10 protein-coding genes and 2 pseudogenes are annotated in these 13,573 nt (G+C 45.9%); 9 read left to right on the plus strand and 3 right to left on the minus strand.

Annotation, left to right across the window (positions count from 1 at the left end; genetic code table 11):
- Positions 1-134 precede the first annotated feature (134 nt).
- The 3 genes from NST33_RS04045 to NST33_RS04055 all read left to right on the plus strand — a co-directional run bounded on the left by NST33_RS04045 (position 135) and on the right by NST33_RS04055 (position 3,519).
- Positions 135-464: a metalloregulator ArsR/SmtB family transcription factor gene (locus NST33_RS04045; protein ID WP_017690603.1), complete on the plus strand. Its 330-nt coding sequence runs from the start codon at positions 135-137 to the stop codon at positions 462-464.
- Positions 465-631: 167 nt separating this feature from the next.
- Entirely contained in the window at positions 632-2,389 is a 1,758-nt protein-coding gene (gene sulP / locus NST33_RS04050; protein WP_339306857.1) for a sulfate permease, read from the plus strand.
- A 140-nt stretch (positions 2,390-2,529) separates the two neighbouring features.
- Positions 2,530-3,519, plus strand: a complete 990-nt coding sequence (locus tag NST33_RS04055; RefSeq protein ID WP_339306859.1) for a phosphotransferase — start codon at positions 2,530-2,532, stop codon at positions 3,517-3,519.
- Between the two features lie 111 nt (positions 3,520-3,630).
- On the opposite strand, the gene NST33_RS04060 is transcribed toward NST33_RS04055, so the two are convergent.
- On the minus strand, positions 3,631-4,623 hold the full coding sequence (locus NST33_RS04060) for a DUF4003 family protein (RefSeq protein ID WP_339306861.1): 993 nt from the start codon (positions 4,621-4,623) through the stop codon (positions 3,631-3,633).
- 72 nt (positions 4,624-4,695) lie between these two features.
- On the minus strand, positions 4,696-5,061 hold the full coding sequence (locus tag NST33_RS04065; RefSeq protein WP_017690584.1) for a DUF6713 family protein: 366 nt from the start codon (positions 5,059-5,061) through the stop codon (positions 4,696-4,698).
- Positions 5,062-5,227: 166 nt separating this feature from the next.
- On the opposite strand from NST33_RS04065, the gene NST33_RS04070 reads away from it, so the two are divergent.
- From NST33_RS04070 to NST33_RS04090, 5 genes and pseudogenes are all read left to right on the plus strand, one after another.
- Entirely contained in the window at positions 5,228-7,201 is a 1,974-nt protein-coding gene (locus NST33_RS04070; protein WP_339306864.1) for a serine hydrolase domain-containing protein, read from the plus strand.
- A 54-nt stretch (positions 7,202-7,255) separates the two neighbouring features.
- A complete protein-coding gene (locus NST33_RS04075; RefSeq protein WP_339306866.1) occupies positions 7,256-7,930 on the plus strand; it encodes a response regulator transcription factor in 675 nt (224 codons plus the stop codon).
- A gap of 470 nt (positions 7,931-8,400) precedes the next feature.
- Positions 8,401-9,210: pseudogene (locus NST33_RS04080) on the plus strand (HAMP domain-containing sensor histidine kinase); the annotation flags it as partial.
- Positions 9,211-9,262: 52 nt separating this feature from the next.
- A pseudogene (locus NST33_RS04085) lies at positions 9,263-9,430 on the plus strand (amino acid permease); the annotation flags it as partial.
- A gap of 182 nt (positions 9,431-9,612) precedes the next feature.
- On the plus strand, positions 9,613-11,142 hold the full coding sequence (locus NST33_RS04090; RefSeq protein ID WP_339306868.1) for an acetylhydrolase: 1,530 nt from the start codon (positions 9,613-9,615) through the stop codon (positions 11,140-11,142).
- 26 nt (positions 11,143-11,168) lie between these two features.
- Here the strand turns inward: NST33_RS04090 and NST33_RS04095 are convergent, their stop codons facing one another.
- On the minus strand, positions 11,169-12,173 hold the full coding sequence (locus tag NST33_RS04095) for a MerR family transcriptional regulator (protein ID WP_221818766.1): 1,005 nt from the start codon (positions 12,171-12,173) through the stop codon (positions 11,169-11,171).
- A gap of 352 nt (positions 12,174-12,525) precedes the next feature.
- Here NST33_RS04095 and NST33_RS04100 point away from each other — a divergent pair, with 352 nt between their 5' ends.
- On the plus strand, positions 12,526-13,428 hold the full coding sequence (locus NST33_RS04100; protein WP_017690578.1) for an SDR family oxidoreductase: 903 nt from the start codon (positions 12,526-12,528) through the stop codon (positions 13,426-13,428).
- Positions 13,429-13,573: the final 145 nt, after the last annotated feature.

Here is a 13,573-nt window from a genome sequence, read left to right on the forward strand (position 1 = left end):
GTATAAAGGTTGAAGTGTACTTCAAGGTCAATCTTAATTTTTCCATCAAACCGTTACGGTTAGAGTAAAGCATGGTACCCGTTCTATGTTATGATATTTGCATCTTCAAAAGTTCGATTGAAGGGGCATAGCGTATGAATCAGAGCATACAACAGTTTAAAGCGGATTTTTTCAAAGCGTTGGCACACCCGATGCGAATTCAGATTCTGGAGCTGCTGAGTGAAGGAGCCAAGAACGTGAATGAACTGCAAAGCATTCTGGGATCGGAAGGCTCTGCCGTTTCACAACAACTGGCTGTATTGCGCAGCAAAAACGTTGTCCACGGAATCAAAGAAGGGACAACCGTCACCTATTCGCTGCGTGATCCGCTGATTAAGGACCTGCTGGCAGTCACCAAACAGATTTTTGACAATCATCTGGTTGATGCCATTTCCATGCTGGAAGATATTCGTAAAGAGTCCTGACACAATAAACAAGAGCAACTGGGTGTAATCACCGGAGGTTCTTGTTTTTTTGTGTTAAGTTCCTGCTGTGATTGTGTGTAATCCGATTGACAGGACGTATGTAGGGGAGTAGTCTTTTAAATATATTCAAATATTCAAATATATGAAGAAAAGAAGGTTTTTTTTACATGAAATGGATGGGGAGATATGCAGGGTACAATGCTGCCGCTTTTCGCAAGGATCTGTTATCAGGACTGATTGTAGGTATCATTGCGATTCCACTCGGTATGGCCTTTGCCATCGCTTCCGGGGTCAAACCGGAGTATGGATTATATACCACAGTAATCGCTGGGATTCTCATTTCTTTGCTGGGTGGGTCCAAGTTCCAGATTGGCGGGCCAACGGGGGCATTCATTCCGATCCTCTTTGCCATTGTGATGCAGTATGGATATGAGAATCTGCTGATCGCCGGAATGATGGCCGGAATGATGCTTGTACTAATGGGTGTATTCAAGCTTGGGGCATTAATTAAGTTTATTCCAAAGCCGGTGACTATCGGTTTTACGGCAGGGATTGCCGTCATTATTTTTAGCGGACAAATAACGAACTTTCTGGGACTTCGAGGCATCGAGAAACACGAGGATTTCTGGTCCAATATGAAAGAAATCGGGATGCATATCTCGACGATTAATATATACAGTGTGCTTACAGCTGGAATCTGTCTGGCTGTTCTTCTGCTTGTGCCCAGGTTTGCACCAAAGGTACCTGCATCACTGGTAGGGCTGGTTCTTTCGACGGTAGTCGCGGCGTTCTTTTTTGAAGGGCAGGTGGCTACAATTGGTTCGTCCTTTGGCGCTATACCTAACTCCTTGCCTCAGTTTCATGTGCCTGAGATCACTTGGGAGCGTATCGTGAACTTGCTGCAACCCGCTTTTGTCATCGCCATGCTGGGTGGAATTGAATCGCTGCTATCCGCAGTTGTTGCTGATGGCATGACCGGAAGTCGGCATAACAGCAATCGAGAGTTGATTGGGCAGGGGATTGCTAATATGGTGACGCCGTTATTTGGTGGTATTCCTGCAACAGGAGCGATTGCACGTACAGCAACAAATATCAAATCCGGCGCAGTATCGCCATGGTCTGGCGTGATTCACGGTGTGGTGGTTTTGCTGGTACTTGTTCTCTTTGCGCCATATGCATCCCACATTCCTCTTGCCAGTATGGCTCCCGTTCTCATGCTGGTTGCCTGGAATATGAGTGAACGGAGATCCTTCATACATGTCATGAAAACCAAAACGAGTGATTCACTCGTTCTGCTGATTACCTTTTTGCTGACCGTATTTACAAGTTTAACAACGGCTGTAGAGGTTGGGTTGATTCTGGCGGTCCTTTTATTTGTTAAACGGATGAGTGAGATGTTGAAGGTTGCCAAAGTACTGCCTGATCCCGATCATAAACATGAGAAAGTCATGGCCCACATGGTTCGGGAAGGACATGACTGTCCGCAAATAAGCCTATATACAATTGAAGGGCCACTTTTTTTCGGCGCAGCGGATATGTTCGAGAAGTCGGTCATGGATTCGATTCATCGGCGCCCAGGCACTCTGCTGTTGCGCATGGGCAAGGTGCCTTTTATGGATACGACAGGTGAATCCAATCTGGCCCGTGTTGTCAAACATATGGAGAGATCCGGGGGCAGGGTTTTACTTTCAGGCACTCAGGCGCAACCTCTGGAGATGCTGAAGAGAACAGGTTTGATTGAACGGATTGGTTCGGATCATATGTTTGAGCACACGGGTGAAGCCATCAATTATGCATTAGTACATCTGGATGTTCAAAAATGCAGGGGGTGCAAACATTTTGCCTTTCGTGAATGTGCTGCATTGTCGAGCGCTGGCATCGACCCAGAGTGTAATAACCTGCTGATGAGAAAGATGGAACTATAACAGTCTAAAGAGTATTTGTTTATCAAAATATATATTCTGGAAAATAAATGAAAAATATACTATGTTATAGGTTGATAGGGGAAAGGATTACCTCGTTCATCAGATGAGAAATAATCATATTAAACCGAAGGAGCAACCATATGTCCAATCAACCGACTGCTTTACGTTCAGTGCTTAACCCCAGGTACCTGGAGTCTGCATTAAGGAATCACTATGACATTGGAACATGGGAAGAATGTTTGTTTTGGCTTAGAGGATTAAATGATACCTACCGGGTTCGTACGTCCAGCGGCATGTACATTCTCCGTATCTACCGCACTGAAATTACGGAGGCAGATGTTCAGTATGAGCTTTCGTTATTGTCTCAACTGAAGAACGTTCTAGGTCCTGCGGAACATACCGACATTGGAGAATACATCGAGAAGAAAGATCATACAGGATATACGATGTTGGAGGCTGCGGAAGGCAAGCGGGTTGCTGTAATGTTTCGGTATATTGAAGGTACGGAGAACAACCTGGAGGATGAGGAGTCTTGTTACGCCTTTGGCCAATCTGCCGCTGAATTGCATGAGGCTATGGATCAGGTAAACATGGAGCTGCCACGATATGAGCTGGATCTGAAGTTACTTATTGACGAACCTCTTGAGCGAATTATTCACTATATCGGTGAGAACAATGAAGCAGCAGCATTTCTCCGTACGTTTGCCACAACATTAAAAGAACGCATCGTTGCCACTTCCAGACAAGACCTGGACTTTGGTCTGTGCCATGGCGATATGCATGGGAATAACAATGTGTTTCAACAGGAACATCAGTTCATCCATTATGACTTCGAGTGGGCAGCCAAAGGCTGGCGTGCTTACGATTTAGCTCAAGTGAAAGTTCGAAAAAGACAGTCTGATGAGCGAAAGGCAGTATTATGGGATGCGTTAATGGCAGGTTATCGTTCAGTCAGAAGCTTCTCTGCCGAAGATGAGCAGGCGGTTGATCTCTTTATTGTTGCTCGCCGATTCTGGGTGATGGGACTAGATGTTGCTTTTATTGAGAGTGATATGGGTGCGCTGGACTATGGTTCGGATTGGCTGGATAGTTTCGTGGAAGAGTTCCGGGATACGGGGATTATATCCTAGCAAATGATGAACATTATTTTAGGTGTAGGTTTGAATGTTTTAAGACCCTTCCGAGTCAACTTGAACTCGGGAGGGTCTTTTTCATCTTATATTGAAGGTAAGGGTCACTTGTTAGTTCGATGATGATGAAGAAGCGGCAGCAGCCGATGCTGTGGCAGCTGCGGCCATGGCGGCCTGCTGGGCAATAATAATGTTTGTGATACTGGTTGAAATTGCTGTCGTAAGCACACCGTTGCGCAGATTCTCCACATGTTGAATGGCTACCAGAGCAGACGAGAACAGGAGCAACTCCTGTTTGTCGATTGACCAGGCACCGAAGCCTTTTTGAGTCCGTAACCAGTCATTTGTTTCCGCGACTTCATCCACTAAAGAGTCTCTGTCCGAGGGCAACAGGGAGAGTATCCCGAGAGATGGTAACGTATACGTTTTGTCCATTCGAAGATCCCTTTTACGAAAAGCTTCATTTAAGGCAATCACACGAGCACCTGCATCCGGGATATCCTCTCCAAGAACCAGGACCTGTGTTAATGCCTGCACACTGTTTCTGGAAGAGAACTCCGGTTTTAATTCGCCATAAAGTTGTTCCATGCGTGCCACACCGGTATCTACTTCGAGATCGGAAAGGGCTAACATGGCAGCGAAAATGTAGTCATCCTGTCCAGTGAGGAAACGATGCTCTGCTTTCATGCCGTCATAAAATAATTTGGCCCGCTCCACCGTAGGTTGAAACAGGTCAGGTGATGTCTGAGTAGCGATCTGATAGGCAGCAATAACCAGATAATCAGAGTTGCGGAATTTGATCTCTTTCATCAAGTCATAGACATGCAAGGTGTCTGCCAGTCTCGTCTCTTCATCCGTTGTAAGGGAGAGCATGGCAGCAATGCTAACGGCCGAATTACCTCTAAAAGCAGAGAAGAGTTTTGTGTTTTGCTTAATCAACTCATGGCTTTGACGAATGGCTTCCCCATCCGCTGTTTTATTCTCCGCTGCATAGAGCAGGGCAGCCAGACGGTGCATCATCGCATGTTGCCATTTGAACGATTTCTTGATGATCTGGGTGTTGGAAACAAATAATTCAACTCGTTCTGCATGATGCTGCTGCATAGGCACACCTCCATATTCACTGTTATTCTACAATACCGTTCCAGCTTCCTTCATTCCGTCGGTGTAAACAGATTAGATGATTAGGAATATCAAATGAATTAAAGCGATTATTCCCATAGGGTAGATCAATGATCTGGAGAACCCGTTTTTAAATTCATTTCGAGGATGTTTTTCGAAAAAGAAGTGTAATACGGTATGTATGATGAAAAAAATATCCAGCACCCAAAATGTAATGGTCTGATATGAGCTAAAAAGAAGAGAGAGAATGATGGTATACATTGGCAGGTGAATCCAAGTGAAATACCTATAGGCCTTATCATCTTCCATATCTTTTAACACCATGAACAATTTCCACTCGGACCGCCGGATGGCATCCATTTCGTGAAGCAGAAAGAGAGACAGGTTAAACAAAAATAAAACCAGTAAAAAGTCAGGCATGTAAAGTCTCCTTTTCCTATTCAATCTGCTCCTATCTTACTAAAGGTCATTTAATTTGGCAAAATATGAAAAAAGGTTCACGCTCCGTTCATACGTGCTTGATATGCTCTCGAAAGAAAGCGTAAGAACAGGTATTAAAAAATATGCGGAGTGGTGGGGTAAAGTCATGTCATCGTTGATAAGAAAGATTTTTGGGAAAATGATTTTACTGGTGTTATTGTTAGGCATGATATTAGGGGCAACTGGATTAGGGACCATGCCCCTATCGGCAACAGTATCCAATCAGGGATTAAATTCGGGTAAATTGGAGCAAGAAGTCGTAGCTAATCTGGAGGATACTGATCAGTTAACGGCATTCATGGATGGGATGATGGATGTGCAAATGCGATCTTTACAGATTCCAGGCGCAGTCATTTCGATTGTGAAGGATGGGAAGATCCTGCTCTCCAAAGGGTACGGACATTCGAACATGGAAGAAAATAAACCCGTTGATCCCCAAACCAGCTTATTTCGAATTGCTTCAACAACAAAGCTGTTCACATGGACCGCCGTGATGCAATTGGTTGAGGCGGGCAAGCTTGATCTTGATACAGACGTCAACACTTATCTGAAAACGGTGCAAATACCGAAAACCTATGAGGAACCGATTACGTTGCGCCATCTCATGACCCATACCGCAGGGTTCGAGGAAGGCGGTGTAGGTTACCAGATCACTACCGATCCGGGGAAACTTCCCGTCTCTATTGCTGAAACGATGGCAAAACATATACCTGCAAGGGTTAAGCCACCAGGCGAGATGCTGTCGTATTCCAATTATGGCGCTTCACTCGCGGGACTTATTGTCGAAGAAGTCAGCGGTGTTGCCTACAATGACTATATACAGAAAAATATATTTGATCCGCTGGGCATGAATTATGCTACGGTAGAGGAGCCTGTTCCAGCCTCTCTGGGCCCCTATGCTGTCCTTGGATACACCCGAGCCAACGGCGATTTTGTAACCAAACGGCCAACGTATGAGGGCGGATTCCGTCCTGCGGGATCAGGGAGTGTGTCGGCGAACGATATGGCTCATTTTATGATTGCTCATCTTCAAGACGGGCGATATGAAGATAAACAAATACTCAAGCCGGAAACTGCCAAGCTCATGCATTCTCCGGCATTCCAGTTTGATGAGCGTTTACCTGCCATGGATCTGGGCTTTTACGAGTTGAATATGAATGGACTGCGTGTGATCTCTCATGGAGGGGCCGATGAGCTGTTTAATACAGCGCTTTATCTTGTACCCGACAAAAAAGTGGGCATCTTTGTTTCCTATAGTGGAGGGGAAGGCGGAACGGCAGCAGAAGGGTTGGTGCAAGCTTTTTTTGACCGATATTATCCTGTACATGCAACTGAGCAGCCTAATGAGACTTCTATTGAATTAGGAGAGTCCCTGGAAAAATATGCAGGCTCCTATCAATTTACCCGTCGTAATCATACCAAAATTGATAAGTTTTTCAGTTTTCTGACCCAAATCAATATTGAGGTTTCGGATAACCGACTGTTTATTGGAAGTGGTGCAGATCAGCAAGTATATATTCCAATTGGAGTGAATTTATTCCAAGAGGTTGGTGGGACACATCAGATGGGGTTCCGCACCGATGCAGAGGGCAAGGTCACGTATCTGTTTCTGGATATATTAAACCCAATGCCGCTGGAACCTGCACCGTTAATGAACCAATCGAAGTTCTGGCTCCTCTTGCTGGGCATTTCGGTTGTTCTGTTCATCACTGTATTGCATGGATTTGTTTATCGCAGACGCGAAATCAGAGCGATGCCAAAAGCACAGAAATGGGCAGTCCGGCTGTCGGCTATGACATCTATATGGGGATTGTTAACCTTGGGCGCAACACTTCTGGTGTTGAACATGAATCTGATTGATCGGCTTAGCCATATTCCACTATCTTTACGTCTCTATCTGTTTATGCCGGTTATCCTTGTAGGGCTGACTGCGGCAATATTCATCATGGGCGTTCTGGCCTGGAAAAACCAATATTGGACGTTACTGAAGCGTGTGCACTATACGTTTGTAACGGTAGCAGCAGTGATCTTGAGTTTATTTTTCTATCATTGGAACCTGCTGGGCTGGCATTTTGGTTGAAGGCCTCCTCCCAAGTGGAAGAAAAAAGATAGATATCGGAGGCATACATTTCATATGACCAAAATCCTAGTTGTGGATGACGATGTGCATATTCGTGAGCTGATTACCTTGTTTTTGCGCAATGAAGGATTCGAGATTGTGGTAGCCAAAGACGGAGCAGAAGCACTGGAGATTGTGGAGAAATCCCAAATTGATTTGGTGATCCTGGATATTATGATGCCGCGATTAGATGGTTGGGAATTATGCAGGGAGATCCGGCGTATGGATCTGAATATGCCATTGCTAATGGTCACGGTAAAAGGGGAATCGGCCCAGAAAGTGAAGGGATTTCAGTTGGGAACAGATGATTATTTAACAAAACCCTTCGATCCACTAGAGCTTGTGATGCGAGTAAAAGCTTTGCTGAAACGTTACTTGATTGTCTCCTCCCAGACGATTCAACTAGGGGGCATTGTGCTGAATCGACGTAGCTTTCAAGTGATTCGTGGAGAGGAAACAATCCATTTGCCTTTAAAAGAGTTTGAATTGCTGTTCATGCTGGCAAACCAGCCTGGGCAGATTTTTACCCGGGAACAGTTAATCATCAAGATCTGGGGCAGTGATTACGAAGGGGATGACCGGACAGTTGATGTTCACATCAAGCGACTAAGGGAAAAATTTACTGGTGATGCACACCATTTTCAGATTGAAACGGCTCGCAGTCTGGGCTACCGGTTAGTCATCACATGATCAAAACCTTATATGTTCGTATTATTTGCACGTTTCTGGTTGTCATTGTTTTCAGCTTGCTAACCTCTTTCTTCATGGGGATCTTCCTCTTCAAAAAAGAAGTAAATCATATCGGTCAGAATGACATGATTTCTGTAGGGGAGGAACTGATCCATCTATATGAGCAGACGCAACCTGAGGACAAGGATGCTTTCATCAAAAGTATGGTGAAAGTGTCCACCTACCCCATACATCTATATGACGTTTCGGGTAACGTAACCTATTATGACCTAGACCATACAGATACCGTTGAAATTGCACCAGAAGCGGTTCAAATGGTGTTGCAGGGTCAGGTCTATCGTTCTCCCGGAGAAGTGGAGCAGACGTTCATCGGTCTTCCTTTTCCATACAAAGGGGAACCACAAGCCATGTTTATGCAGTATTCTCCGCAGAACGAAAATATCATTAATCGGATAATTTTGCTGGTGTTAATGTTTGCACTGTTGATCGGAAGTTTTTGTATCCTAATTGCTGCAAGGTATTTGGTGAAGCCGATTCAGGTGTTGACGCGGGCAACCAAACGACTGGCGAAGGGCGATTTTAATGTGGAAATCCAAACAAAGTGCGTGGACGAAATGGGAGCATTGACGCAGAGTTTTAATGAAATGGCGAGTGAGCTTAAACAGCTGGAACAGATGAGACAGGATTTTGTTTCCAATGTATCTCACGAGATTCAAACGCCGCTGACCTCTATTTCCGGTTTTGCCATGGCTTTGAAAAACAGCAGCCTGGTCGCTGAGGCCGATCGTAACTATTACCTCGATATCATTATTACGGAGAGTGGACGACTATCCAGACTAAGTGATAATCTGCTGGAGCTTGCGTCTCTGGATTCCGATCATCATCCGTTCGAGACAACCACCTATAATCTTGATGAGCAAATCAGACAAGTGGTGGTGACTTGCGAGCCTCAATGGTCAGCCAAAGGCATTCCAGTTCATTTAGAATTGGCAGACGGTATCAAAATAAGGGCAGATCAGGACCAGCTTAACCAAGTGTGGATGAATTTACTAGGCAACAGTATTAAGTTTACTCCCATGGGCGGCCGTATCGAAATACGCACGAGCCAGTCTGTGGATGGAATTTTGTTCACGATAACCGATTCGGGCATTGGAATAACGCCGGAGCAACTGAGTTATGTTTTCGAGCGGTTTTATAAAACAGACCTGTCACGCGATCGTAGCATCAGTGGTAACGGTCTGGGCCTCGCCATCGTCAAAAAAATCGTGATGCTTCATCACGGAACTGTCGAAATGAAAAGTCAGGTGGGTGTGGGGACAACGGTGATGGTTCACCTGCCTTCCGGATATGGTTCCATGGTTCGCGCTGGCGTTCAGCCAGTTCGGATTCAGAAAGCGTTGGGGAAACAAGATGGCTGACCATAACTTTAAGTCCAGATGGTTCCCGTTCGCATTTGGCATCGGCAAAAGACAACGGATAGATGGCGGCGAAGATTGCTAGTCTCGTATTCCAAAGTCAACTTACAACGTAATACTACACATGCATTCCTTGAAACCATTGGAGAACCTGAGGGTGATTCAGCGTCATTCAGGGAGTGCATTTTTTTATCCGCAAAAATCATGCTTGAATCTCCTGTAACTGGAGGTTTTAAGATTGGAGGCAGACAAGGGGGCATACATCTTATGAAAACAGTAGAATGGATTTATCTTATTTTCAACCTGCTTATATTCGTGGGGGTAATCGGGATCGGGAGACAGAGTCAACATTTTCGGAAAATGGTATGGGGTGGATTCGCCATATCAGGTGTGCTGTTGATCATCCATGGTATAGTCGAGGGATTTCGTTGGCCGATGATTCCGGCGTATCTGCTCACGTTGGTTCCACTGGTTGTGTTATTTACAAAGGCAAGACGCCAGCAACAGTCAGGTGTAACCTCGCTGAATAGTAAACGTTCGGAGGTATCCACTTCCACATCACCTGTGGCGGGCAAATTCGGGCGTGTTCGAATCATTGCAACGTCTCTTCTGGTGCTGGTATACGCTATTGTGAGCATTGGCTTGCCACTACTGTTCCCGGTATTTTCGTTTGCCAAGCCAGCAGGTCCTTATGGAATCGGAACGGTATCCTACGATTGGACAGATAACAGCCGTGACGAACTTCTGACGAGTAACGCCGGAGAGAAACGGGAGCTGATGGTGCAGATCTGGTACCCAACGAATCCAGACGCAGAGGGCGCAACAGCTCCTTATGTTAATAAGCCGGAGATCTACGGGACAGCCTTCAATGAAGTGCTGAAACTGCCAAAGCTTTTATTTTCCAGTCTGAGTCAGGTTAAAACACATGCGATACAGGAAGCTCAGTTGTCTGATGCCGAAGCCAAGTATCCGGTTGTTCTCTTCTCTCATGGTCTGCATGGGTATGAAAATCAGAATACGTTCCAGGTCGAGCAGCTGGTCAGTCAAGGTTACATTGTCGTAGGCATCAATCACACGTATAGCAGTCTGGTGTCTGTATTTCCGGATGGACGTGTGGCGCAGTTTGAATCCGAAGGGAAAGAAGGCTTTGAACAGCTGCAATTCAGTTACATGGACAAGTTGAATGAGACATGGGTGAAGGATGCACAGTTTGTACTGGATGAGGTAGAGAAGTTGGCTAAGGGGGACCCAAGTGGGCGATTTACCGGACATATGGATCTGGACAACATCGGCATGTTTGGGCATTCATTTGGCGGAGCAACGACAGTACAGATGTTAATGGATGATCCGCGTGTGAGAGCAGGCATGAATATGGACGGTGTATTGTTTGGCGAGAAACGTATCCCTGCGGAAGGCGTGGGCAAGCCGTTCCTGATGATGAGTGCAGACTCAACCGTTGCAGGTACAAGTGTGATGAGTGACGAGGAAATTGCTGCGATGGGCACGACCCGTCCGGAAGCCGAGAAATATTATGAGGAAGTGTACGCTCGGTATGAGCCGGTAACCGCAGGAGGGAACTACTGGATGGAGCTGACCAACACCAAACATCTGAGTTTCTCCGATCTCTACCTGATCTCTCCACTGCTCGAATGGACGCAAGGTGTAGATGCGCGGGCGACGCAACAGTTGGTGAACGATACAACGATTGATTTCTTCAACCACTACTTGAAAGGGCAATCGCTTCATTTGGACACGGAAGTGGGAGAACATGAATCCTATTCGTTGAAAAAAGGCTAAACGTAAAAATGGAAGGAGACTGAAGTTCAGTCTTCTTCCATTTGTTTTAATCGTAACCGCATGCCCTCCTGCAACAGGTTAATGCCATCTACAATCTGGCTCCATTCGGGATTCATCACCTTGCACAGTTTGTTAAAACGCAGAATGCGATCGGTCACAGAGTCCAGCATATATCGGGCCTGTTTACTGAAAAATACTTCGGGTGTTTCGGCATGCTCGACACTTGCATACATCAACACAAAGTCCCACACCATGCTTTGCACAGCAGGGCTACCGATGGCCCAACGTTTGTCCAGCGCTTCGGCAGTGCGAATGCGAATTGCTTCCATTTTCTTCACCCAGACATCCGCTTCGACTTGTGGCTGATTCGCCATAATGAAGAATGGAACCTCCAACTGAGCCAGATCGGCCCAATAGGCCGGATCATTGATCAGTTCCTGAATTTCCTTCCAGGCCAGTGTTTGCTGAGCCGTCAGTTTGGTATCTTTCATCATGTATTTGTCGAAAAAGTGCAGGAACGACACTCTCCAATCCTGCGGAATGCTGTCCAGCAGATGGGATTCATCCACCTTGGCAGCAACGAATTGTTTTCGCTTACTCGCATTCGCCGTCAGAGATTCTACCAGACTGGAGATATAAGTGAGAGACTGTTCCGAGCGCAGTGAAGTTTCTTCTTCATGCTGCCTCGCTTGGTGTAAAACAGAGAGCATGGAATTCATCGTGCCGATCTGGGTTTCCAAGGCTTCAATCTGCAGATCCAATGCCTGTGATACCGCGAGTTCACCAGACATGAGCTTTCGAATATCCGGTATGCTGAAATTCAGATAACGTAGTGTTGTAATGAGTTCGAGTTGCCACAGGTCTTGCGTTGTATAGAGTCGATGCCCACCTTCCGTATGACTGGAGGGCTGTAACAGTTCAATCTCATCGTAATAACGGATCGTTTTCACCGTGGAACCGATCAGTTTGGCTGCTTCACCGATGGAATAGGGTTCTTTATTTGAGTTCAACGAGATCACCTCATGATTCATTATACAACCTCCAGTCACTGGAGATTCAATACCGGAATAGTTGCCAAGGAAATGTAGCAGGTCCAGTTTAAATTCCACCCATCTCGGTTACAAAGGAAAGAGTGCAACTTTTACGCAAACAACTTCTGATAATAAATTTAATATTTACATGATAACGAAGAGCACAGAAATAATCTGAAGAAACGGAGTGCTCGCCTAAAAGCTTTCTGAAAGAAAGCTACATCGGAAGCATACGCTATCACCGGATTTTCACCTTATATAAGGGAGAGAAAAAAATCTGGGGATAACAGCGATCGGAAGGTTATTCTGTGATCGTAGTGATCAATGTAAATAACCAAGGAGGAAATTGAACATGGCTAATCAAGACCAGCACACCATGCAAGATCCAACGACCCAATATCCGAAGGCTACACCGGAGTGGAAACAGCAGCAGGATGAGCCGGGGCTCCAGCGTGAGATGACCCCTGTTCCCGATGCGGGTGAGAAAAGTTATAAAGGCAGCGGACGATTAACGGGACGCAAAGCAGTTGTGACCGGAGCCGACAGCGGAATTGGTCGGGCGGCAGCAATTGCGTTTGCCCGTGAAGGTGCAGATGTTGTTCTGGCTTATCTGCCGGAAGAGGAAGCGGATGCGCAGGAAGTTGTGAAGCTGATTGAGGAAGCCGGTCGCAAAGCAATTACGATGCCAGGTGACCTGAAGGATGAGAAATACTGTGAAGAACTTATTGAGTCTGCGGTAAAAGAGCTTGGCGGGATTGATATCCTAGCTAACGTGGCAGGTAAACAGCAGTTTGTGGAGCAGATTGCGGATCTGACTACCGAGCAATTCGATGCAACGTTCAAAACAAATGTGTATTCCATGTTCTGGCTCTGCAAAGCAGCTGTGAAACACATGAAGCCGGGCAGCTCCATTATCAACACATCATCGATTCAGGCGTACAAACCTTCGCCAATCCTGCTGGATTATGCGACAACGAAGGCATCCATTAACACGTTCAGCAAAGCGCTGGCACAACAGGTGGGTAGCAAAGGGATCCGTGTCAATGTTGTTGCACCAGGACCGGTATGGACACCGCTCCAGGTCGTGGGTGGACAACCAGTCGAGAAGCTGGCTGATTTCGGCTCCAATACACCGCTAGGTCGGGCAGGACAACCTGCCGAGATGGCTCCGGCATTTGTGTTCCTGGCAAGCCAGGAATCCAGCTATGTGAGTGGCGAGACATTGAATGCAAATGGCGGTACGGTTAGTCCTTAAATATCTTAGGTAATCCGATCATTGTATAAGAGGATACGGTCTCCATATTGGGGGGCGGTATCCTCTTTTTTGTCATTAAGATGAGAGAAATAAAATATTTTTATATATGAAAGCGTTCTTATATAAAATAGGAAAGGTACATGGT

This window comes from Paenibacillus sp. FSL L8-0435, assembly GCF_037965655.1.
Taxonomy (GTDB): domain Bacteria; phylum Bacillota; class Bacilli; order Paenibacillales; family Paenibacillaceae; genus Paenibacillus.